Origin of the sequence: Pseudomonas reactans (assembly GCF_013387025.1) — a bacterium.
GTDB classification, from domain to species: domain Bacteria; phylum Pseudomonadota; class Gammaproteobacteria; order Pseudomonadales; family Pseudomonadaceae; genus Aquipseudomonas; species Aquipseudomonas reactans.
On record NZ_JACAQP010000024.1, the window covers coordinates 1 to 26,256 of the forward strand.

The 26,256-nt window shown below is 64.7% G+C and carries 3 protein-coding genes; all 3 read right to left on the reverse strand.

Going from position 1 to position 26,256, the window contains the following annotated elements:
- Nucleotides 1-233 precede the first annotated feature (233 nt).
- The 3 genes from HX793_RS21530 to pvdP all read right to left on the reverse strand — a co-directional run bounded on the left by HX793_RS21530 (nt 234) and on the right by pvdP (nt 26,218).
- The gene (locus HX793_RS21530) at nt 234-11,528 is read right to left on the reverse strand and encodes a non-ribosomal peptide synthetase (protein ID WP_177097083.1); all 11,295 of its coding nucleotides are present in this window, start codon (nt 11,526-11,528) and stop codon (nt 234-236) included.
- Nucleotides 11,525-24,352 carry a non-ribosomal peptide synthetase gene (locus HX793_RS21535; protein ID WP_177097085.1) on the reverse strand — a complete coding sequence of 4,276 codons (12,828 nt, stop codon included), beginning with the start codon at nt 24,350-24,352 and terminating at the stop codon, nt 11,525-11,527. Before HX793_RS21535 ends, HX793_RS21530 begins: the two co-directional genes overlap by 4 nt.
- Before the next feature lie 237 nt (nt 24,353-24,589).
- Nucleotides 24,590-26,218, reverse strand: coding sequence for a pyoverdine maturation tyrosinase PvdP (gene pvdP, locus HX793_RS21540; protein WP_177097087.1), 1,629 nt, complete (start codon nt 26,216-26,218; stop codon nt 24,590-24,592).
- Between the last annotated feature and the right edge of the window lie 38 nt (nt 26,219-26,256).

Here is a 26,256-nt window from a genome sequence, read left to right on the forward strand (position 1 = left end):
GCCGGGGGTAACCCGGCAGGACGCCGGGTTAGCCGCGCTGGGCCAAGGATGGCCCATCGCGGCGGCCCACGGATTCAAGCCGGAGTGAGGGCACGCCGAGCCTAGGCGAGGTGCCGAGTGTTGGGGCGAGGACCTTTTGGTTACTTTTGGGTCCTTCCAAAAGTGACCCGCTGTAAGAGCGGAACCATAAGTAGCCGTTACCGAAGAAACGGATATGTACCCAAACAACCCGCTCAAGACACCACCTCCCCAACAACAACCCCATCCACCCACCACCGCGCCAACCCCAAAACATTGGGCGCCTTGAGCAACGTAAAGTGATTCCCCCCGCCATACCAAACCTGCAACCCACTCCCCTGCCGCCGCCACCCCTCAACCATCAACCCTTGCTCCCGCTGATTCCCCGCCGCATCCAACGCCGGATCCTCAGCCAACACCAACCGCACAACCCCGTTAAATCGCGCACCCGGCCGATACCGCGTGCGCAACGCCGCCGCATAAGTCCGCGCCGGCCCATCCATCGCATCCACAGCCGACCGCCCCGGCAACAGACCAACGCCGACCATCCCTGCATGCAACTGCCGCCGCTGAACCACCTCATCACGCCCAGAAAAATCCCCCAAATCAATCCCCAGCGATTTCCCCGCCGACAACTGCATCGCCTCAATCAACCGCATCAACGCCGCCGTCGTCGTATAAGGCCTGACGGCGCGCTCCGGAGACTCACTGTCAATCACCGTCAACGAAGCCACCTCCCGCCCCGCCGCCTGCAACCGCAACGCCATCTCCAGCGCAACCCAGCCCCCAAACGAATGCCCCACCAAATGCACCGGCCCCTGCGGACACTCCTGCTCCAACGCCTTCAAATAACAAGCCGCCGCCGCTTCCACCTGGCTATGGGGCACCGCCTCACCGTCCAACCCACGCGGCTGCAAGCCAAACAACGGCCAGTCGCGTCCCAACGCCTCACTCAAACCGATAAACCCGGTGACGCTATCCCCCGCCCCCGGCACACAGAACACCGGCGCATACCCCGCCCGGCCACTCTGAATCCGCAGCAAAGGCTGATGCGGTGCCTGAACCTGCGGCGTGCATGTCACCAAGGCCTCAGCCATCGCCTGGCCCAATGCCTGGATATGCGGCGCCTGCATCATGCTCTGGTGATCCCCCGGCACCGCCACCTGACGCAATTGCCCCGGCGCCAACACCTCATTCCACCCCAAGGTTTCACTGCGCCGCGACAACTCGGTCGGCCGCTCATTCGCACTGAACAGATGCACCGCGACCGGCAACGGAAACAGGCTGTAATGCGCCAACGCATGCCCATGCCCCACTTCCCGCTCGATATAGTTCAAGAGGTCCGCGTCCGTCGCCGCTGCCATTTGCGCGTGCAGCACACCTTCATCGCGACAACGTTGCAGCAGGCCTGCAAAGTCCAACTGTCCAATGTGCGCCTCCAACTGCCCAAGGCTCGCCAGTTCATCCACACCTCCCTGTGTTTTCCAGTACGCCGTGCACTGCAACAGCAAATGCCGCTTGAGCGCGTCCGGCCCGCTCCAGCGCGCCTTGCCCTGGTCGGTCATGCGCGGCACGTAGCTGTCGATCAAACCGAGAAACTCCACCGGTTCATCCAGCCCGAGCAGTTGCATTGCCACTTCATAGGCCAGCACCCCGCCAAACGACCAGCCGGCAACCCGGTAAGGCCCATGGGGTTGAATGCCACGGATCAAACCGACCAGCCGCGCAGCCAGACCTTCCATCGTGTTCAGGTGCGGTTCGCCGAGCGCCACGCCTGGCAAGCCGTAGATCGGATAGTCACCCGGCAAATGCTGACCCAGCGCCGGGAAGTACACGTCCATGCCACTGAACTCATGGACCAGGAACAGCGGCGCTTGCGAACCACCGCTGCGTACCCTGATCACCGACGTGTCACGCACCGGCTCATCCGTACGCTGACGCAGCATCGCGGCAACGGACGCCACACTGGCATGCTGGAACAGCTCAGCCAGGGACACCTGCAACCCCGCGTCTTCCATCAGGTTGACCAGCCGGATCGCCAGTAATGAATGCCCGCCCAACTCGAAGAAGCTGTCATGACGACCGACCTGTTCCAGCTTCAACACCTCGGCCCATAGCTGGGCCAGGGTGTGTTCCAGCCCATCGGCCGGCGCCTCGAACTCACGGCGGTTGAACGTGTCCAGGGCCGGCACCGGCAAGGTCTTGCGGTCGACCTTGCCGTTGGCTGTCAACGGCAGGTGATCCAGCGGTACAAAGGCGGACGGCACCATGTACTCCGGCAATTGGCTTTGCAGATAGGCGCGCACGCTGTCGAGGTCGACAGGCTGATCAGCCCAAGTGAAATAGGCCGCCAGGCGCTTGTCGCCCGGTGCATCTTCGCGAGCCAGCACCACCACGTCCTGGATACCGACAAAGGTCGCCAGGCGCGCTTCGATCTCGCCCAGCTCGATGCGGAAACCGCGGATCTTCACCTGATCGTCATTGCGCCCGATGCAGTCCAGCAGGCCGTCCGCCGTCCAACGGCCAAGGTCGCCGGTGCGGTACATCAAGGCGTGCAAATTCAACGGATCCTGCACAAACTTATCAGCGGTCAGATCAGGTCGATTCAGATACCCCAAGGCCACGCCATCCCCGCCGATGCAGATTTCACCGGTCACGCCCACGGGCACTGGCTGAAGGTGCGCATCCAGCACATGAATCTGCGTGTTGGAAATCGGCCGACCAATCGGCACGCTGTCGGCATCCTCGGCCAGCGCGCGCACTTCATAGGTGGTGGCGTAGGTGGTGGTTTCGGTCGGCCCATAGCAATGCACCAGGCGCAACGCGGGCGCCTGGGCCAACAGGCTGCGGAAGGCGGCCGGGTCGGCGCGCTCGCCGCCGCACAGCAGAATGCGCAAGCCCGCCAGGGCCCGGGGGATCAATTGCACGTACTGGTTAAACAGGGCCGTGGTAACGAACAACACCGTTGCGTCCGCCAAAGCCACGCCGAAGGCTGCAGGATCCAGCAAGGTGGCGTGGTCGATCACCTGCACCTGGCCGCCGTTGAGCAGCGGGCCCCACACGTCCATGGTGCTGGCGTCGAATGCCGGGTTGGAGGCGAAGGCCACGCGGTCGCTGGCGTTGAAATCGGCGTAGCCATTGTTGATCACCAACCGCGTGATGCCGCGATGGGGCACCAACACACCTTTGGGCGTGCCGGTGGAACCGGAGGTGTACATGATGTACGCCACGCTGTCCGAGGATTGCGACAGGTCCGGGTTGTGGCTGGGCTGCGGGTCGAGGGCCAAGGTGTCCAGGTCCAACCGCTGTACACCGTATTCGACGGCGATATCGCCGCGGGTCAACAACCAGGCCGCGCCGCTGTCCTGCACCATGAAGCCCTGGCGCTCGGCGGGTGCGTTGATGTCCAGCGGCACATAGGCGGCAGCGCATTTGAGCACGGCCAGTTGGCTGATCAGCAGGTCCAGGCAGCGCGGCAGCAGGATCGCCACGTTATCGCCGGGACGCAGCCCAAGGCCCAGCAGGTGATGGGCCAGGCGATTGGCGCGGGTATTCAGCTCGCCATAGCTCAGTGACTGCCCGCCATGCAGCGCCGCCAATGCGCCAGGACGCGCCTGGGCCTGGGCTTCGAACAGGCGTTGCACCGTGTGTTCACGCGGGAATGGTCGCGTGGTGGCGTTGAACTCCAGTAGTTGCTGGCATTCGGCAGCAGGCAGGATTGGCAAGTGGCTGATGCCCATCGCGCTGCCCTGCTCCAACGCCTGCACCACCTGTTCCACGGCAACCTGCAAGTAGCCGCACAACCGGCACGCGCCCTGCCCCACGATTTTCAGGAAGAACCCCTCACCCAGGTCATCCACGCTCACTGACAGGCCGTAGTTACTGTGTTCTTCCGCCTTGAGCAGCCGAATGCCCTGCCATGCTTCGCTGGCAGCCTGCGGCGCACTGTGGCGATAATTGAACAGCGTGTCGAAGAGCGGCGTCGCCGCCGGCACGCCGCTGCAACGCTGGGCCAACGCCAGTGGCGCCTGCTCATGGCTGAGCAATTGGCTGAGGCGCGCATGCGTCGCGCGCAAGGCGTCGCGTACCGAGTGCTCACCCAGGTCGACCCGCAGCGGCAAGGTATTGATAAACACCCCCATGGCCCGCTCGGCGCCTTCACCGCCTTGCAGACGGCCGAGCATCACGCTGCCGAACACCACATTGTCGCGGCCCGAGACCTTGCCCAGCACCTGGGCCCAGGCCAGGTGCATCAGGCTGGCGGCGCTGACGCCGGATTGCCGGGCTTGGGTGCGCAGGCGTTGGCTCAAGTCCGCATCCAGAGGGCGTTGAATCTGCTCATTACCGCCCAGGCGTTCGACCTGGGTCGGCTCATCGATATCACCGAGCATTTCGCGGAAGAACGCTTCGTGGTCCTCTGCACCGACGCGGGTCTGGGCCACATAGTTGCGATACGGCACAGCCACGCCCAAGGTGTGTTGAGTGCCCATGAGGAACGCCTGCATCTCCTGTTGCAGGATCTCCAGGGCGATGTGGTCCATCACCAGGTGGTGGAACAGCAACGTGGCACTGTGCGCATTGACCACCAGGCGCATCAACGGCGCTTGCGCCAGATCAAGCCGTTCCGGCACCGCGCCGTGTTCGACGCGCAGCGACGCCTCGCGCCACACCACCTGCACCGGTTCTTCCAGGCCGTCCCAATGGAACGACGAACGCAGGATGTCATGGCGCTGGATCACCGCCTGCAAGGCCAGGGCGAACGCCTCCAGGCGCTGTTGGCTGTCGAATGCAAACTGCGCGCGCAGCACATAGTCGTCAGCACTCTGTACCGCACGATGGTGATACAGCATGCCGGCCTGCAACGGCGCCAACGGGTAGATGTCCTGCACATTGGTTGCGCCGCCCGGAATGCAGGCGACGATACGCTCGATAGCCGGCTGATCCAGTTGAATCAGCGGCAACATATCCGGGGTGATCGCGGTGCAATAAGGCGCAATGCGATTGACCGGCACCGCCACTTCCCGACCACCGCCCAAGGCCGCCGCCAAGGCTGACAAGGTCGGCTGGCCGAACAACACCTTCACATCCGCCGACAACCCGAGGCGGCGCATGCGCCCCATCAGGCTCACCGCGAGCAACGAGTGCCCGCCCAGTTCGAAGAAGTTGTCGTGACGGCCCACGCGCTCCACGTTGAGCAACTCGGCCCACAGGCTGGCCAAGGCGATTTCCGTGTCGCCCTGGGGCGCTTCGTATTCGCGCGCCACCACCGACTCCAGACCCGGCTCGGGCAAGGCCTTGCGGTCGAGCTTGCCGTTGGGGCTCAGGGGCAAGGTGTCGAGGTGCACGAAGATGGCCGGCACCATGAACTCCGGCAAATGCTGCAACAGGTGCGCGCGCAACGCGTCGATCTCGCTGAACACCCCGGTGTAGTAAGCGATCAAACGATTGTCGCGGGCGATCACGGCGGCTTCGTTGACCGGCGGATAGTCGGTGAGGCGCGACTGGATTTCCCCGAGTTCGATGCGCAGGCCACGGATCTTCACCTGGTCGTCATTGCGTCCCAGGTACTCGATCGTGCCATCCGCCAAGTAGCGGCCCACATCGCCGGTGCGATACAGGCGACCGTCGGTGAACGGGTCCTTGAGGAAACGCTCGGCGGTCAATTCAGGGCGGTTCAGGTAGCCGCGCGCCACTTGCACGCCGCCGATGAACAACTCGCCGACCACACCCAACGGCACCGGCTGCATCTGTGCATCGAGCACGTACATGCGGGTGTTGGCGATCGGTTTGCCGATCGGCGTGTTGTCCGGCGTTACCGGCCCGGCGCAGTTCCACGCGGTCACATCGACGGCGGCTTCGGTCGGGCCATACAGGTTGTGCAGTTCGCTGCCCGGCAATTGTTGCTTGAAGCGCCGCACCAGGCTACCCGGCAAGGCTTCGCCGCTGCACATCACACGCACCAACCCTTTGGCTTGGCTGACATCGCCATGTGCCAGGAACACGTCCAGCATCGACGGCACGAAGTGCAGCGTGGTGATCTGCTCGGCCGCAATCACGTCGCACAGGTACGCCGGGTCTTTATGGCCGCCAGGACGCGCCATCACCAGGCAAGCGCCGGTGAACAGCGGCCAGAAGAACTCCCACACCGACACGTCGAAGCTGAACGGGGTTTTCTGCAAGACACGATCATGGGCTTGCAAGCCATAGGCGTCCTGCATCCACAACAGGCGGTTGACCACGCCGGGATGGTCGTTGATCACGCCCTTGGGTTGGCCGGTGGAGCCGGAGGTGTAGATCACGTAGGCGCTGACGCCTTCTACACCGGGGTTGTCTTGACGTTGGTGCTGCCAGGTCGGCCGATCCAGATCGACCACCGGCACATCCCCCAACAACCCGCGTGTCGCGCCCTGGGCCAGCACCGTGACCGGCGCGCTGTCCTCCAGCATGTAGGCGATGCGCTCCAGCGGATACGCCGGGTCCAGCGGCACATAAGCAGCGCCGGCCTTGAGGATCGCGTACAGGCCGATGACCATCTCCAGGCCACGTTCCACACAGATCGCGACCCGCGAATCGGGCTGAACGCCGATTTCCAGCAGGTGATGTGCCAGCTGGTTGGCCCGTGTGTTCAGCTCCGCATAGGTCAATACCCGGTCATCCGCCTTGACGGCGATGGCATCCGGTGTCCGCGCCACCTGCTCTTCGAACATACCGTGCAAGGTCTGGTCGAGGTCGTAGGCCACCTCGGTGGCGTTGAAGTCGAACAGCAAATGCTGACGTTCACGCTCTTCCACCAGCGGCACCTGCTCCAGCACCGCCTGGTCGTTATCGACCATGGCCTGTAACACGCGGGTGAAATAGCCGACGTAACGCTGCACCGTCGACTCATCGAACAGCGCCACCGCGTACTCCAGCGCGCCGATGATCGTGCCCTGCACTTCGCTCAAGTCCAGGGACAAGTCGAACTTGGCAAAATGGCTGTTCTCGACGATGCCTTCCAGGGCCAGGTCGCCCAAGGCCAGGGTCGGCGCGCTGCTGTCCTGCCAGGTCAACAGCGTCTGGAACAGCGGGCTGTGGGCCAGGCTGCGCGGCGGCCGGGTGATTTCTACCACCTGCTCAAACGGCAGGTCTTGATGGGCCTGGGCTTCCAGCGCCAGCGCCTTGACCCGCGCCAGCAGCGCCTCGGTGCTCAGCTCGCCGGAGGTGTCGATGCGCACGGCCAGGGTGTTGACGAACAGCCCGATCAGCCCTTCCACCTCGCTGCGTGTGCGATTGGCGACCGGCGAGCCGATCACCACGTCCTGTTGCCCGGACAGCCGCGCCAGCAGGGATGCCCATGCGCTCATCAAGGTCATGTACACCGTGGTGCCGTGGCGTTGGCTCAAGGCCTTGAGCCCGGCGGTGAGGCGTTCGTCCAGGCGTACCTCGACACTGCTGCCGGCGTAGTCCTGTTGCGCAGGGCGCGGGCGATCAGTCGGCAAAGTGAGCAAGGCCGGCGCACCGGCCAGCGCCTGCTGCCAATAGGTGCTCTGGCGATGCAGCACTTCGCCGCTGAGCCACAGGCGTTGCCATACGGCGAAATCGCCGTACTGGATCGGCAGCGGCGGCAATGGATCGGGCTGGCCGTGGCTGAAGGCTTGATACAACGCCATCAATTCGCGGGTGAGCACGCCCATGGACCAGCCATCGGAAACGATATGGTGCAGGGTCAGCAGCAGCACATGGTGATCGTCGGCCATGACCACCAGGCGCCCGCGCAGCAGCGGGCCACGCTCCAGGTCGAACGGCGCCGAGGCCTCGCCGTGGATCAACGCATCCAGCGCCTGCTGGGGTTGCGGGTGGCGGCGCAGGTCCTGCACTTGCAGGGGCAGCACGTCTTCGGCGGGCACAATCAGCACCTGGGCGTCATCGCCATGCTGGGCGAAGCGGCTGCGCAGGGTTTCGTGGCGCGCGACGATACGGGCGAGCGCCCGTTGCAGCGCCTCGACATGCAACTGCCCACGCAAACGCAGGCCGATAGGAATGTTGTAGGCGGTGTTGGCGCCTTCCATCAGCGCCAGGAACCACAGGCGCTGCTGGGCAAAGGACAGCGGCACCTGCTCATCACGATTGGCCGGCAGGATATCCGGCAAGGTGCTGCGGCCGGACCGGGCCAGCACCTCGGCAACGGCCGCCAGTTCGGCATTGGCAAACAAATCGCCGAGCAGCAACTCGACGCCCAGGCGCTGGCGGATCTGCGAGACCATGCGCATCGCCAACAACGAGTGCCCGCCCAGTTCGAAGAAGTGATCACGACGCCCGACGCGCTCGATGTGCAGCACATCGGCCCAGATCTGCGCCAGCACGCTTTCGATTTCGCCTTCGGGTGCCGCGTATTCGCGGGTAAACACGGCGGCCATGTCCGGCGCCGGCAACGCCTTGCGGTCAAGCTTGCCGTTCGCGGTCAGGGGCAACGCGTCCAGCTTCACGTAGGCGACCGGGACCATGTAGTCCGGCAGGTGCGCTACCAAATGGGCGCGGATATCGCCCACAGCCAACGGGTCGAGTTGGCGGCTTTCGGTGAAATACGCCACCAGCCGTTCTTCCCGCACCAGTACCACAGCTTCCTGGATGCCTGCCACTTGGTTGAGCTGGGTTTCGATTTCGCCCAGTTCGATGCGCATGCCGCGAATTTTTACCTGGTCATCATTGCGTCCCAGGTACTCGATGTTGCCGTCCGGCAGCCAGCGCGCCAGGTCGCCAGTGCGGTACATGCGCCCGGCGTTGAACGGGTCTTGCAGGAAGCGTTCGGCAGTGAGTTCCGGGCGGTTCAGGTAACCCCGCGCCACGCCGTTGCCGCCCACGTACAACTCACCGGCCACGCTCAATGGGACGGGACGCTGTTGCTCATCGAGCAGGTAGACCGTGGCATTGGCGATGGGCTTGCCGATATGCAGCGGCTGGCCGGCCTCGACCTTGCCCGAGGTGGCAACCACGGTGGCCTCGGTCGGCCCGTAGTTGTTGATCAAGTCAAAGCGCTGCGCCCGGCCGAACTGGCGCAGGCGATCGCCACCGATCAGCAAGGTGCGCAGCGTCGGATGCTCGATCTGCTGGCTGAAGGCGTACTCGGCCACCGGCGTGGGCAGGAAGCACACGTCCAACGGCTGCGCGCACCACCAGGCCAACAACGCGTCGATATCTTCGGCGCCGTCATGGGCCGGGGGCAGGTGCAGCGTCGCGCCCACACACAGCGCCGGCCAGACTTCCCAGGCCATCGCATCAAAGCCGAACCCGGCGACGCTGGCCGTGTGGCGCCCGGCGCGCAGGTCGAAAGCGTTGCAGTGCCAGTCCACCAGGTTGGCCACGGTGTGATGCTCCACCATCACGCCTTTGGGCAGGCCGGTGGAGCCGGAGGTGTAGATCACATAGGCGAGGTTGGACGGGGTGACTGCCACCGTGGGGTTACTCGCCGAATGATGCTGCCAGGTGTAGCGGTCAAGGTTGATCACCGGCACGTCAAGGGCCGGCAAGCGCGCCAGCAAGGCGTGCTGGGTCAACACTGCCACCGGGGCGCTATCGGTCAACAGGTACGTGAGGCGCTCGGCCGGGTGCGACGGGTCTACCGGCACATAACAGGCGCCGGCCTTGAGGATTGCCAGCAAACCGGCCAGGGTGTCCAGGCCACGGCGCGCAACGATAGCAACCCGGTCGTCCGGCTTGACCCCCAGCGCCAGCAGGTGATGGGCCAGCAGGTTGGCTTGCTGGTTGAGTTCGGCATAGGTCAGCTGACGGTCCGAATGCACAGCGGCAATCGCGTCCGGCGTGAGCGCGGCCTGGGCTTCGACGCGTCCGTGCAGCGTGGTGCCCTGGGGGAAATCCGCTTGGGTGGCGTTGAAGTGTTCCAGCAGCAAACGCTGTTCATCGGCAGGCAGCACCGAGACTTGGTTGAGCGCGGTGTGCGGCGCCTGCTCCAGCGCGGTCACCAGGTTGTCCAGGGCGGTTTGCAGGTAGGCGCAGACACGCTGTGGATCGACCTGGGTGGTCGCCAGCAGACGCAGGATAAACCCTTCGCCCAGGTCGTCCACGCTCAGGGTCAACGGGTAGTTGGTGCGCTCATCCGAACGCAATGTCTCGATGCCCTGCCACGCCGCCACGGCTTCGCTGTTGGTGCCGGTGCCGCTGTGGCGATAGTTGAGCAACGCGCTGAACAACGGCGTCGGCGCCACCACGCCACTGCACCGTTGCGCCAGCGCCAGGGGCGCGTGTTCGTGGCGCAACAGCGCGGTGAGGCGCGTGTGGGTGGCCTTGACCGCGCTGCGCAGGTCGTCGCCAGCCACGTCCACGCGAAACGGCAAGGTGTTGATGAAGATCCCCAAGGCGCGGTCCGTGGCATGCCCGCCTTGCATGCGGCCCATCAGCACGGTGCCGAACACTACTTGGGATTTGCCGGCCAGTACGCTCAGTACCTGGGCCCAGCCCAGGTGGAACAGGCTGGCAACGCTGACGCCCAGCGCTCGAGCCTGCGCGCGCAGGCGCTGGTTGAGTGCGTCCGACAGCGGCCAATCCAGTTCATTGATGTCACGGCCATCGCCCTGCACATCCTGCAAGCCGAAGGGCAAGGTCGGCTCGACCACATCGCCGAGCATCTGCCGGAAAAACGCCTCGTGTTGCTGCTCGCTGACACCCAGCCGCGCCTGTGCAACATAGTTGCGAAACGGCACGGCGTGACCCAGTTGCCCGGCGTGGCCTTGCAGGAACGCCTGCATTTCATGGCGCACCACTTCCAGGGCACTGTGGTCCAGGGCCATGTGATGGAACAGCAGCATCGCGACGATGCGCCCCTGCGCCGGGTCCTTCGCCCAGGCCAGGCGCATCAACGGCGCCTGGGTCACGTCCAGCCGGAAATGGCGAGCGTCGAACCGCGCGTGCAGTTGGGCAGCAATATCACCGTCGGCCGGGTCGAGTTCCAGTGCCTGCACCGGCAGCTGCGCGCTGCGCCACACCACTTGCGACGGCTGTTGCAATCCGTCCCAGACCACGCCGGTGCGCAGGATGTCGTGACGGTCGATCACTCCTTGCAGGGCCAGGGCAAACGCCTCGAAACGCTCGACACTGTCGAAGGCGAATTGCGACTGCATCACATAGGGGTCGCCCTGCTCGGTGCTGACGTGGTGAAACAGGATGCCTTCCTGCAGCGGCGCCAGCGGGTAGATGTCCTGGATATTCGCCACGCCACCGTCGACCGTGGCGACGATACGGTCGATCTCCTCCTGGCTCAGCTCGGACAGGGTCAACATGGCCGGCGTGATCCGTTCGGCGTTGGCCGGGATGCCATTGGCCGGCACCTCGTTGGCGGCCGAATACTCGCCGGCCTTGATCAGCTCGATCAACGCCGGCTTGTGTTCGCGCAAGGCGGCAAGAATCATCGGATCGCTCAGCGCTTGTTTGTTGCCTTGCACCGACAACTGCTCGCCCTTGAGCGCGAGTTGCACGTCCTTGGTTTTCAGCGTCGCCAGCAGTTCGAGAATGCTCACAGGACGATCTCCATTCGTTCAGTCATCGCGGCGTAGCCAGCCAGGGTCGGCTGTTCGAACAACGCACGCACATCGGCTTCCATGCCTTCCTGGCGCAAGCGCCCGATCAAGCTCACGGCGAGCAGCGAGTGCCCGCCCAATTCAAAGAAATTGTCCTGGCGCCCTACCCGCTCCACGCCGAGCAGTTCGGCCCAGAGCTGCGCCAGGAGCATTTCGGTGTCGCCCACCGGGGCCTCGTACTCGCGCACGGTCAAGGCTTCGTTGCCCGGCGCAGGCAGTGCCTTGCGGTCGAGCTTGCCGTTGGGGCTCAACGGCAACGCGTCGAGGTGCACGAACAGCGCGGGCACCATAAAGTCCGGCAGGTTTTGCAGGAGGTGTTCGCGCAACTCAGTGACCCGCGCGCCAGTGTAGTAGGCGACGAGCCGGTCATCGCGGGCCACCACCGCGGCCTCGTTGACCTGCGGATGTTCCAGCAGTCGCGCCTGGATCTCGCCCAGCTCGATACGCAAGCCACGGATCTTCACCTGGTCGTCGTTGCGGCCCAGGTACTCGATAGTGCCGTCGGGCAGGTAACGCCCCAGGTCGCCGGTGCGGTAAAGGCGGCCATCGGTGAACGGGTCCTTGAGGAAACGTTCGGCGGTCAACTCAGGACGATTGAGGTAACCGCGCGCCACCTGCACGCCGCCGATGAACAACTCGCCCACCACGCCCAGGGGCACTGGCTGCATCTGTGCATCGAGCACATACATCCGGGTGTTGGCGATGGGTTTGCCAATCGGTGTGTTGTCCGGCACGTCCGGGCGCGCGCAGTTCCAGGCGGTCACGTCGACGGCGGCTTCGGTCGGGCCGTACAGGTTGTACAGGCCGATGCCCGGCAGTTGCTGCTTGAAGCGTCTCACAAGACTGCCCGGCAAGGCTTCGCCGCTGCACATCACCCGTTGCAGACCGTCCGCCTGGCTGACATCGCCGTGGGCCAGGAATACGTCGAGCATCGACGGTACAAAGTGCAGCGTGGTGATCTGTTCAGCGGCGATCACCTCGCACAGATAGGCCGGGTCTTTATGCCCGCCAGGACGCGCCATGACCAGGCAAGCACCCGTGAACAGCGGCCAGAAGAATTCCCACACCGACACGTCGAAGCTGAACGGGGTTTTCTGCAACACCCGGTCGTGGGCCTTGAGGCCGTAGGCGTCCTGCATCCACAACAGGCGGTTGACCACGCCAGGATGGTCGTTGATCACGCCCTTGGGCTGGCCGGTGGAGCCGGAGGTGTAGATCACGTAGGCGCTGAGCGCCTGCACCTGTGGGTTATCGATAGATTGGTGCTGCCAGGTCGGACGGTCCAGATCGATCACCGGCGCGTCGCCCAGCAAACCACGCGTAGCGCCTTGGGCCAGCACCGCAACAGGCGCGCTGTCTTCCAGCATGTAGGCGATACGTTCCAGCGGATACGCCGGGTCCAGCGGCACATAGGCGGCACCGGCCTTGAGGATCGCGTACAGCCCGACCACCATGTCCAGGCCGCGCTCCACGCAGATCGCGACCCGCGAATCGGCTTGAACGCCCATTTCGATCAGGTGATGCGCCAGCTGGTTGGCTTGCGCATTCAATTCGGCGTAGGTCAATGCCAGCTCACCTGCCTTGACGGCGATGACGTCCGGTGTGCGCGTCACTTGTGCTTCAAACAGGCCGTGCAGGGTCTGGTCGAGGTCATAGGCCACCTCGGTGGCGTTGAAACCCGACAGCAGTTGCTGACGCTCCTGAGCCTCCAGCACCGGCAGGCGATTGACCGCCAACTGCGGCGCCTGCTCCAGCGCGTCGACCAGCCCTTGCAAGGTCACCTGCAGGTAACCGCAGAGGCGTTGCGCGCCAATCGACTGCGCGGTCATGGCAGTGAGGCGGAAGCCGTCGCCCTGGTCGTCCACGTTCAGCGTCAACGGGTAGTTGGTGCGCTCCTCGCTGGCCAGGGTCTGGATGCCTTCCCAAGCCTGGGACACCGGCGCCTGTTGGCTGTCGCTGTGGCGATAGTTGAGCATCGCGCTGAACAACGGCTGCGGCGCGGCGACACCGCTGCAACGCTGGGCCAGGGCGAGAGATGCGTGTTCATGCCCGAGCAACGCGGTCAATCGCGCATGGGTCTGCTTGACCGCCACGCGCACGCCACTGCCATCAATGTCCACACGCAGCGGCAAGGTGTTGATGAACATGCCTAGCGCGCGATCACTGCCTTTGCCGCCTTGCATGCGCCCCAGCAGCACGGTGCCGAACACCACGTTTTCCTGGCCGGAAGTGCTGGCGAGGACTCGCGCCCAGGCCAGGTGGAACAGGCTGGCGGCACTTACGCCGAGTAAACGCGCCTGGGTCCGCAGGCGCTGGTTGAGGGTCGGGGCCAGGTTCAGTTGGACCTCTTCGATGGCATTGCCGTCGCCGCGCACGTCCTGCAGGCCGAAGGGCAAGGTCGGTTCGCTGATATCGGCGAGCATTCCACGGAAGAACTGCTCATGTTCCTCTTCGCTGACGCCAAGCCGCGCCTGGGCCACGTAGTTGCGGTAAGGCGTGGCGTCACCGGCAGGCTGTGGTTGCCCAAGCAGGCTGGCTTGCATCTCGTGGCGCACGCCGTCGAGGGCGGTGTGGTCGAGGGCAATGTGGTGGAACAACAGGATCGCAACCACGCGCTGATTGGCCGGGTCCGGCGCGTACACCAGGCGTATCAGCGGCGCCTGATTCATCGCCACACGGTACTGGCGCGGGTCGAAACGCTGGTGCAACTGGTCGATCTCATCCGCCTGCACCTGCAAGCGGGCCTTGCGCCACACCACTTGCAGCGGCTGGGCCAGGCCTTCCCAGACCACGGCGGTGCGCAGAATGTCGTGACGGTCGATCACCTGTTGTAGCGCCTGGGCGAAGGCATTCAAGCGGTCGAGGCTGTCGAACGCCAGGTGCGATTGCAGCAGGTAAGGGTCGCCCTGCCCTGCGCTGATGTGGTGGTAGAGAATGCCCTCCTGCAGCGGCGCCAGTGGGTAGATGTCCTGCACATTGGCGGCGCCACCGGGCACCTGGGCGACGACGTGGTCGATGGTCGATTGGTCGAGTTGCACCAGGGACAACAAATCCGGGGTGATGCGCTGGCAACCCGTAGGAATGCGATTGTCCGGCACCGACACATCGCGCCCACTGCCCACGGCAGCCGCCAGCGCCGCCAGGGTCGGCTGGCTGAACAGCACGCGCACATCGGCACTCAGGCCGACCTGGCGCATGCGTTCGATCAGGCTGACGGCGAGCAACGAATGGCCGCCCAGCTCGAAGAAATGGTCATGGCGCCCGACCTGCTCCACTTGCAGCACCTCCGCCCAAATACGCGCCAGGGTGCTCTCAACCTCGCCTTGAGGTGCTGCGTACTCGCGAGTCAGCAACGCCGCCTGATCCGGTTCCGGCAACGCCTTGCGGTCGAGCTTGCCGTTGGCGGTCAGGGGCAATGCGTGCAGCTTCACGTAGGCGACCGGCACCAGGGCATCCGGCAACTGGGCTTGCAGTTGCGCGCGCAGGGTGTCGATATCCACCGGTTGTTGCTCGGTGAGCCAGGCAATCAAGCGCCCTTCGCGCACCAGCACCACCGCTTCGCCGACGCCATCCAGTGCGGCCAGGCAGCTTTCGATTTCACCCAGTTCAACCCGCACGCCACGCACTTTCACCTGGTCATCGTTACGCCCCAGGTACTCGATATTGCCATCGGGCAACCAGCGCGCCAGGTCACCGGTGCGGTACATGCGGCCTTCGTTGAACGGGTCTTGCAGGAAGCGTTCGGCACTCAGGTCCGGACGGTTCAGGTAACCGCGCGCCACGCCACTGCCGCCGACGTACAACTCGCCCGCCACCCCTACCGGCACCGGACGCAAGTGCGCGTCCAGCAGGTAGACGCTGGCATTGGCGATCGGCCGGCCGATATGCAGCACCTGCCCGGCGCGCACGCGGCCGGAGGTGGCAACTACCGTGGCTTCGGTGGGGCCGTAGTTGTTGATCACTGCAAAGCGGCGTTCCTGGGTGAACTGGCGCAGGCGATCACCACCAATCAGCAGAATGCGCAACGTGGGGTGTTGCAGGTTCTGGCTGAAGGCGTACTCGGCCACAGGCGTTGGCAGGAAGCTGACGTCCAGCGGTTGCGCCAGCCACCAGGCGAGCAGCTCATCGATGTTTTCATTGCCCACATCGGCCGGTGGCAGATGCAGGGTGGCACCCACGCACAGCGCCGGCCAGACCTCCCAGGCCATCGCATCAAAACCGAAACCGGCGACGCTGCTGGTGTGGCCCGTCGCATCCAGACCAAAGGCCTCGCAGTGCCAGTGCACCAGGTTTTCCACGGTGCGGTGTTCCACCATCACACCTTTGGGCTGGCCGGTGGAGCCGGAGGTGTAGATGACGTAAGCCAAGTGCGCCGGGGTCAACGCGCTGAGTTGCGGGTTGCTGACGGCCTGCTGCTGCACGCGCGGATCGTGCAGGTCGAGGGTGGCAACCCCGCCCAACAGGTCGCGGGTACTGGCTTCGGCCAACACCGCCACGGGCGCACTGTCTTGCAGCAAGTAAGCGATGCGCTCGGCGGGATACGCCGGGTCGATAGGCACGTAGCCGGCACCGGCCTTGAGGATGCCCAGCAAGCCCACCAGCATCTGCGGGCCGCGACGGCAGCACAGGGCGACGCGATCGTCGGGCTGCACGCCCTGTTGCAACAGATGATGGGCCAACTGGTTGGCGCGAATATTGAGCTGCTGGTAGGTCAGCGATTCGCCGTCTTGCACCACGGCGATGGCGTGAGGTTGGCGCTCGGCCTGGATCTCGAAAGCCCCATGCACCGTGTGGCCCCTGGGGAAATCGCTAGCGGTGGCATTGAACTCGCGCAGCAAGGTTTCACGCTCCGCTGCCGGCAGGATCGGCAATTGACTGAGTGGGGTCTTGGGTGCGTTTTCCAGCGTGTCGACCAACTGCTCGATGGCGCTATGCATGTAGGCACACAGCCGCTGGGCGCCGATCTGCGGCAGCGCCAATACGGTCAGGCCGAAGCCCTCACCCAGGTCATCCACACTCAACGTCAGCGGGTAGTTGCTGCGTTCCTCACCACCGAGCAGTTGCACCCCTTCCCAGATGCCATGGCCGTCGCGAGCCATTTCGGCAGGCGTGCTGTGGCGGTAGTTGAGCAAGGCACTGAACAGCGGCGAGGCATTCGCCACGCCGCTGCAACGCTGGGCCAGCGCCAGGGACGCATGTTCGTGGCCAAGCAAGGCGCTCAAGCGCCCATGGGTCGCCTTGACCGCAACCGCAGCCGGCGCCGCCACATCGACCCGCAACGGCAAGGTGTTGATGAACATGCCCAGCGCACGGTCGGCGCCGTCACCGGCTTGCATGCGGCCCATCAATACAGTGCCGAATACCACGTCGTCACGCCCAGACACCAGGCCCAGTACCTGCGCCCAGGCCAGGTGCATCAGGCTTGCCGCGCTGACGCCCAACTGCCGCGCCTGTTCGCGTACCCGCTGGGCCAGGGCTGCATCCACCGGCCATTCGGCTTCTTCGATGTCACGTCCGTCGCCCTGCACGTCTTGCACACCGAACGGCAGGGTCGGCTCATCCACGTCGGCGAGCATGTCGCGGAAGAACGCTTCGTGCTCCTCCATGCTGACACCCAGCCGCGCCTGGGCCACGTAGTTGCGGAACGGCGCCGCCTCGGGCAAGTCCTGCGCCTGGTTGAACAGGAACGCGCGCATCTCCTGGCCCACTACTTCCATGGCGGTGTGGTCCAGCGCCAGGTGGTGGAACAGCAGGATCGCCGCGACGCGGTTGTGTTGCGGATCCTGGGCGTAAACCATGCGCAGCAGCGGCGCCTGGGTGATATCCAGGCGGTAATGGCGGGCGTCGAAGCGCGCGTGCAATTGTTCGATGATGCCTCCGTCTGCCGGGTCCAGATCGACCTCTTGGACCACCAACTGCGCCTCACGCCAAACCACCTGTACCGGGCTGTCCAGCCCTTCCCAGACCACGCCGGTACGTAAGATGTCATGGCGGGCCACCACCTTTTGCAATGCGCCCATGAACGCGTGCAGGCGCTCGATACTGTCGAATGCCATGCGCGATTGAAGCAGGTACGGATCACCCTGCTCGGCACTGATGTGGTGGTAAAGAATGCCTTCCTGCAGCGGCGCCAGTGGGTAGATATCCTGCACGTTCGCCGCACCGCCCGGCACGTTCGCGACGATACGCGTAATAGCCGTCGGGTCGAGCTGTACCAGCGTGAGCATGGACGGCGTGATCTGGGTGCAACCCGCTGGAATGCCGTTGGCCGGCACCACGACTTCCCGGCCACTGCCCACGGCCGCGGCCAGCGCCGCCAGGCTTGGCTGGCTGAACAACACACGTACGTCGCAGCTCAGGCCGACCTGGCGCATGCGCTCGATCAAGCTGACCGCCAGTAATGAATGCCCGCCCAACTCAAAGAAGTGATCGTGACGGCCCACGCGGTCGAGCTTGAGCACGTCCTGCCAGATCTGCGCCAGCTGGGTTTCCACTTCGCCTTCCGGCGCTTCGAAGCCACGGCTGAGCAGCGCACTCTGGTCCGGCACCGGCAGGCCCTTGCGGTCGAGCTTGCCGTTGGCGGTCAGCGGTAGCAGCTCCAGCCACACATAAGCCGACGGCACCATGTAATCCGGCAGGTGGCCTTGCAGGTGGGCGCGCAGTGTTTCGATGTTCAATGGTTCACTGGCGGTGTAGTAGGCCACCAGGCGCTTGTCGCCGGGCTCGTCTTCACGGGCCAAGACCACAGCGTCTTTTACGCCGGGGAAGCTGGCCAGGCAGGTCTCGATCTCGCCCGGTTCGATCCGGAAACCACGGATCTTCACCTGCAGGTCATTGCGCCCCTGGTACAGCAAGGTGCCGTCGACCTGCCAACAGGCCAGGTCACCGGTGCGGTACAGCAAGCCTTCACCAAACGGGTTCGGGATGAATTTTTCGGCAGTCAATTGCGGCTGGTTCAGATACCCCTTGGCCACGCCCGCGCCACCGATATACAGCTCGCCCACCACACCCAACGGTACGGGTTGCTGGCGCGGGTCCAGCACGTAGGCCTGGGCATTGGCAATCGGTCGACCGATGGGAATACCGCCCTCGCCCACCGAGGTGATCTCGAAGGTGGTGGAAAAGGTGGTGGCTTCGGTGGGACCGTAGCCGTTGAGCAGGTGCTGGGGTTTGCCGTGTTCAAGTACGCGGCCAATCACCTGCGGGTCGAGCACATCGCCGCCAACAATCAGGTAGCGCAGTTGGCGGAACACCGGCATCAGCGCGTCGGCGTACTGGTGGAACAGCCCGGCGGTCATCCACAACACGCTGACGGATTGCTCCTGCAATAACGACGCAAACGCCGCCTGGGACAGCAGCACCGCATGCTCGACCACCACCACGCAGCCACCGTTGAGCAACGGCGCCCACACGTCGAGGGTGCTCGCATCGAACGCCGGGTTGGAGGCGAACGCCACGCGGTCGCGCGCGTTGAACTCGGCGTAACCGTTGTTGAGCACCAGCCGCGAGATCGCACGGTGCGGCACTTGCACGCCTTTGGGCGCCCCGGTGGAGCCGGAGGTGTAGAGGATGTAGGCGACGCTGTCGGCAGACTGCCGCAGTTCAGGGTTACGCGGCGACTGGGCGTCCAGGTTCAGGTCCGCCAGGTTGTTGAGCACCCGGTGCGCACCGCTGTCCTGCACGATAAACGCCTGGCGCTCGACCGGCGCGTTGACGTCCAGGGGCACATACACCGCGCTGCACTTGAGGATCGCCAGTTGGCAGACCAGCAGATCGAGGGAACGCGGCAGTGCGATCGCCACGCTTTCGCCCGGTTGCACGCCCTGGTTGAGCAAGTGATGGGCCAGGCGGTTGGCACGCCGGTTGAGGTCGCGGTAGCTCAAGGACAACTGGCCATGCACCGCCGCCACGGCTTCCGGACGGGCCAGCGCCTGGGCTTCGAACAGCTGGTGTACGGTGAGCTGCGACGGGTATTCACGGGCGGTGGCGTTGAAGTCCACCAGCAACTGATGGCGCTCGGTAGCCGGCAGGATCGAGACTGCCTGCAACGGCGTGGTCGGCGCCTGCTGCAATGCGGTCACCAGGTGGCGCAGCGCGGTGAGCATGTAGTCGCCCACGCGTTGCACATCCAGGGTCGCCACGCCTTGGACCGTCAGCGCAAAACCTGTGCCCAGGTCATCGACGTTGAGTACCAGCGGGTAATTGCTGCGCTCTTCGGAACTGAGAATCTGGATGCCGGAGGCGGCGAATGGGCTGTCCCCCGGTGCTTCCCCCGGTGCACTGTGGCGATAGTTGAGCAAGGTGCTGAACAGCGGCAGTGAACCCGGCACGCCGCTGCAACGCTGGGCCAGGGACAACGAGGCGTGCTCATGCCCGAGCAATTGCGCCAGGCGCGCATGGGTGGCACGCACGCCGGCTTGCACGCCGACCGTGCCGAGGCTGACCCGCAGCGGCAAGGTATTGATGAACATGCCCAGCGCGCGGTCGGCGCCCTCGCCGCCCTGCATGCGGCCGAGCAACACGGTGCCGAACACCACGTCCTGTTGGCCAGACACCTGCCCCAGCACCTGGGCCCAGGCCAAATGCACCAGGCTGGCGGTACTCACCCCCAGTTGCCGCGCCTGTTCGCGCAAGCCCAGGCTGAGCGCCGGCTCCAGCGGCAGGTGGGCGTCGAGGATCCCACTGCCGTCGCCATTCACGTCCTGCAGGCCGAAGGCCAAGGTCGGCTCATCGATATCGCCGAGCATTTCACTGAAGAACGCTTCGTGCTGCGCCTGGCTGACCCCAAGTCGCGCCTGGGCCACGTAGTTGCGGTACTGCACGGCGTCCGGCAGTTGCGCACTGTTGCCAGACAGGCTGGCGCTCATTTCGTCCACCAACACCTGCAATGCGGTGTGGTCCAGCAGGATGTGGTGCAACAACAGGATGCCGACAAAACGGCCCTGCTCTTGCGAGTAGGCGAAGCGCATCAGTGAAGCGCGGCTCAAATCGAGGCGGAAGTGACGCGGGTCGAAGCGTTGTTGCAGTTGGGCAAGCGACTCGTCGCTACGCTCAACGGCCAGTGCTGCCTGGCGCAAGACCACCTGCACCGGCTCGTTGAGGCCTTCCCAGAGAATCGCGGTGCGCAGGATATCGTTGCGCTCGATCACGCTGTGCAATGCCTGGATGAACGCGTCCACCGCCGCCTGATCATTGAAACTGAACTGCACCTGCAACACGTAGGGATCACCCTCGGTGGTCGCCAGGTGGTGGTAGAGAATGCCGGCCTGCAACGGCGCCAGGCCGTAGATATCCTGCACGTTGCTGATGCCGCCGGGTACGTTCTCGATGATGTGGTCAAGCGCCGCCTGGTCCAGTTCCACCAAGGGCACCATGTCCGGAGTGATGTGCTGGCTGGCCTGGGTAATCAGGTTGGCCGGGACCTGCACCTCCTGTTGCCCACCCACAGCGGCGGCGAGTGCCGCCAGGGTCGGCTGGCCGAACAGCACGCGCACGTCGGCGCTGAGGTCGACCTGGCGCATGCGCTCGATCAGCTTGACCGCCAACAGCGAATGGCCGCCCAGTTCGAAGAAGTTGTCGTCACGGCCGACCTGATCGAGCTTGAGCAAGTCTTGCCAGATCGTGGCGATGGCGGTTTCCACCGCGCCTTGTGGCGCTGTATAGCCGCGACGGGCCAGGGCGTCGGCATCCGGCGCGGGGAGTGCCTTGCGGTCGAGCTTGCCGTTGGTGGTCAACGGGAATTTGTCCATCTGCACAAAGGCGCTGGGCACCATGTGCTCGGCCAGGCTCAGCAGCAGGTGGTCACGCAGGTCGGCGGCCTGCCATTCGCCTCTGGCGATCACGTAGGCCACCAGGCGCTTGTCACCCGGCTCGTCTTCACGGGCGATGACCACCGCGTCACGCACGCCAGGGGCCGTGGTCAGGCGCGCTTCGATCTCGCCCAGTTCGATGCGGAAACCGCGGATCTTCACCTGGTCATCGTTACGGCCCAGGTATTCGACGCTGCCGTCGGCCAGCAGGCGGCCGAGGTCGCCGGTCTTGTACAGGCGCTGGCCGGTGGCCGGGTCGGCCAGGAAACGCTCGGCAGTCAGCGCTTCACGGTTGAGGTAACCGCGCGCCACCCCGGCGCCGCCGACGTACAACTCACCGACCACCCCCAACGGCAGCGGCTCGCGACGCGCATCCAGCACGTACAACTGCAAATCGGGAATACGCACGCCAATCGGGCTGACGCCGACCAATTGCGCATCCGCCGCTTCCAGGGCGCGATAGGTCACGTGCACGGTGGTTTCGGTGATGCCATACATGTTCACCAGTTGCGTCCCGGCGTTGATCGCCCGGGCGTACCACGGTTTGAGCATGCCCGGCTCCAGCGCCTCGCCGCCGAAAATCACCTGGCGCAAGGAGTGGGATTGCGGGTTCTGGCCTTGCGCAGCAATCAACTGGCGGAAGGCACTCGGGGTCTGGTTGAGGATGCTCACGCCCGCTTCACACAGCAGCGAATAGCATTCATCCGGCGAACGGCTGACCAGTTGCGGCACGATCAGCAACTGGCCGCCGTGCATCAGCGCGCCCCAGATTTCCCACACCGAGAAATCGAAGGCGAACGAGTGGAACAACGCCCACACATCGTTGGCGTTGAACCCGAACCAATGCTCGGTGGCCGTGAACAATCGCGCCACCTGGCGGTGTTCGATCATCACGCCCTTGGGCTGGCCGGTGGAGCCAGAGGTGTAGATCACGTAAGCCAGGTGGGCCGGGCTGACCGGGACCCGTGGGTTGATGAGGGACTCATCGCGCAAGCCATTGAGGTCGATCTGCGGCAGGTCGCCGACCAGGTGACGCGTATTGGCTTGCACCAGCACGGCCACAGGCGCGCTATCCGCCAAGGTATAAGCGATGCGCTCCAGCGGATAGGCTGGGTCAATCGGCACATAGCCAGCGCCCGCCTTGAGGATGCCGAGCAAGCCAATGATCATCTCTGGGCCGCGCTCCACGCAGATCGCCACGCGGTCATCCGGGCAGATGCCTTGGGCCAGCAAGCGATGGGCAACCTGGTTGGCGCGCTCGTTGAGTTGGCGGTAGGTGAGGCGCTGGTTGTCGAAGCGCAAGGCGATGGCTTCGGGCTGGGCGGCGGCGTGGGTTTCAACTTGCTGATGGATCAGGGCGGTGTCGGCGTAGTGCGCGGGGCTTTGATTGAGGCTGTGCAGCAGGGTGTGGCGTTCGGTGTCGGGCAGGATATTCAGGCCGCTGAGCGGCATGTCCGGTCGTTGCTCCAGGGCATCAGCCAGGCTTGCCAGGGCGGTGTGCAGGAAAGTGGCAACCCGTTCGGCACCGATGGACGCGTCGACCATCACGGTCAGCGCGAAATCCTCCCCCAGGTCATCGACGTTGACCGTCAGCGGGTAGTTGGTGCGCTCCTCGGCGCCCAGTACACGGATGCCCTCAGCGACTTCGATCACCTCGGCCATGTCCGTGGCGGCGCTGTGGCGGTAGTTGAGCATGGCACTGAACAACGGCGTCGGTGCGGCCACGCCACTGCAACGCTGAGCCAGCGCCAGGGATGCATGTTCGTGGTTGAGCAAGGTGGTGAGGCGTTCATGGGTGGCCTTGACCCCGGCACGCACGCCCTGTTCGCCCACATCCACACGCAGGGGCAAGGTGTTGATGAACATGCCCAGGGCTCGTTCACCGCCCTCGCCCGCGCCCATGCGGCCGAGCATCACGGTGCCGAACACCACTGCGTCACGCCCGGAAACCACGCCCAAAACGCGGGCCAGCGCCAGGTGCATCATGCTGGCCACGCTGACGCCTAGGGGGCGTGCCAGGGTACGCAGGCGGCGGCTCAGTAAGCTGTCGACGGGGATGCGGGCCTCGTCGATGCCCAGGCCGTCACCCTGTACGTCCTGCAAACCGAAAGGCAGCGTCGGCTCATCGATATCCGCCAGCATCTCGCGGAAGAACGCCTCGTGGGCCTGCTCGCTGACGCCATGGCGTACCTGGGCGATGTAGCTGCGAAACGGCACCGGCTCCCCGGCCTGGGCGTGCTCGCCGGCCAGGTACAGCTGGATTTCATGGCGCACCACGTCCAGGGCGGTGTGGTCGAGAATGGTGTGGTGGAACAGCAGGGTCGCGGCCACCCGCCCAGTGAGCGAATCCTCGGCAAACACCAGGCGCAGCAACGGCGCCTGGCCCAGGTCCATACGATAACTACGCGGATCGAAATCAACCGCCTCGCATGACAGGACCGCCTTGCGCCACACCACCTGCAACGGCTCATCGAGACGTTCCCAGACCATGGAGGTACGCAGGATGTCGTGGCGATCGATCACCCATTGCAGCGCTTCGGCAAAGGCCTCCAGACGCCCACGGTTGTCGAACTCGAACTGCGCGTGCAACACGTACGGATCGCCCTGCTCCGCCGACAGATGGTGGTAAAGCATGCCTTCCTGGAGCGGCGCCAGTGGGTAGATATCCTGCACGTTAGCCGCGCCGTCGGGGATGGCGGCGACAATCCGGTCGATGGCTGCCTGGTCGAGGCTGACCAGCGGCAGCATGTCCGGGGTGATGCGGTAGGCCGGGCTCAGCCAGTCGCCGCCATGTTCGGCCACCAGTTCGAGCAGCCGGGGCTTGTGGGCGATCAATTGATCCCACAGCGCATCGTCCAGCGCTTCGTCATCGCCCAGGATGATCAGGTCGCCTTCTTCCAGTTGCAGACGGATCGCATGGGTGGAAATCGCTGCCAATAATTCGCTGAACTGCATGGGGTAACCTGCCTGATAAGTCACGGTGGAGAAGAAAGTCCGTTTTCAGCTGCCGCTTGAATCGGGTGCTGTGCGCCCCGCATCAAAAAAAAAGCGGGCGCAGCCGGGGGCCTGGAGAGGCTTCCGGCAGGCTTGGAAAATTAAGGAATTTGGCAGGCGGGGGGTGACATGGGAAGCGGGGACAAGGAGGAACTGGGTTGGTTCAATCTGTGGTGGGAGCGCCCACCACAGCCCCATTCAAGGGGTTTTCAGCTTCAGGTGACGCGCATACCACGGCCGCTTCGGCACGCGCTTGAATAAGCCCTGCAGGCTGTTTTCGTCTTCGCCAAAGGTAATGCGCAGGGCCAGCTTCATGACCTCCGGGTCCATCTCCATCGACTTGCCCACCTGCAACCCCGGCGTGGTGCTGCAACCATGGGTATCCGGGCCCAGCCAAGGGTCGCCAACTTCCACCCAACGGCCCGGTGCGAACCAGGCCACGCCGTTGACTTGCAAGCGCTGGACTTCGCCCGGATTGAAGCGCTCATGGGCGCGAAACCAGTCTTCGATGCGATCGTCGATCCAGCCGTGGAAATGCCAGAACACCGGATTGACATGGGATGAGAACGGGTCGCCGAGGAAGTCGTTTTCCGCTGCATACCAGCGCGCTGCGAAGTCGGCGGGGTCGCGGGCCATGGGCACGGGTGCGCCATTGGAGGGATCGCGCGGCACCGAGGCCCAACGCATGTGCAGCCAGTCGTGCAGGCCCAGCTCCATTTCGGAGCCCAACTGGCCCAGGGTGAATTTGGCCAGGTAGCGCGGGTCGCGGTATTGGGACTCCCACACCTGAAAGTTGCTGTGATAGGTCTCGGCGGCCTTGATGTCGCTGACCCACTGGGTGTATTCGGTGTCGTCCGGCGCCGACCAGGTGGGCGGCAGCGCGAAGCCGTCGTGGTTGTCGAAGTAACGCAGAAAGCCCAGGCGGTCGCGTTCCAGGGCCGGTTGCGGCTCGGGGAATTGCGGCCACGAGGGCAGATCCTGCATGGAGCGCGCGGTGCCGAGCATGTGGCGGTGCATGAAGAAGAAGTCGATACCCGAGCCGTTACGGTCCTTGCGTTTACCCCGTGCATCGCGCTCCTGGCCGCGCGGTCCGGGTTGCCAGCCGATGCCACGCAAGGCGTCGCGTTTTTCCTCGGAGAGTTTGTGCCACTGGTCACGGGTGGCGTGCCACAGTTGGTGGAACAGGCGGTGTTCGGGGGCAATCAGCCAGGCCAGCAAGGTCGGGTTGAGGCCGATGCGTTGGCGGGCTTCAGGGAACCACTGCTTGTGGGCGATGAAGCGATTATCGCGCTCAACCCATGCAAGTGGCCGATCGAGGTCGAGGATCTGCCCACTGAGGGTGCTGCTGCCAGCGTTGGCAAAGGCCGCCCAGACCTCATCAAGGGTCATCTTGAATTCATAGGCGGGTGTACCGTCGACCGAATCACGGTCGATCAGGCGCCAGTAGAGCACAGCGCCCTCCCCCGTCAGCAGGTCACCCAGCACACGGTAACGCGGCTCGCCTTCTTCGGCGCGCAGGTGGGCGGCGGTGTCCAGGTAACCGCGCAAACCGCGTCCACGGGGCGCGATGTCGAGCAGCAGTTGCAAATCTTGCAGTGGCAGCCCTTTGAGGCCGGCGTCGCGACCCTCCAGGCGCAGGTCCCACACCCCACGCAGGGTGTTTGCCAGGTGCTGGCCGGCGGTGTCGGCCAGGTCCACCGTGGCCTCGCCGGGGGTGATGGGGAATTCTTCTTCGCGCGTCAACTCGCGATGGGCATAGAAAGCGGCAGGCACGGCAGCGCCTGTCAGCGCCAGGCCTGCGATGAACCCACGTCGAGAGATGGTCATTGTCTACCTTAGGAAACGGCTTTATCAGAGCTAGAACG

Bases quoted from the DNA above. Each gene is read 5' to 3' on its own strand.
- pvdP (WP_177097087.1), bottom strand. From the start codon at position 26,218: ATGACCATCTCTCGACGTGGGTTCATCGCAGGCCTGGCGCTGACAGGC.
- HX793_RS21535 (WP_177097085.1), bottom strand. From the start codon at position 24,352: ATGCAGTTCAGCGAATTATTGGCAGCGATTTCCACCCATGCGATCCGT.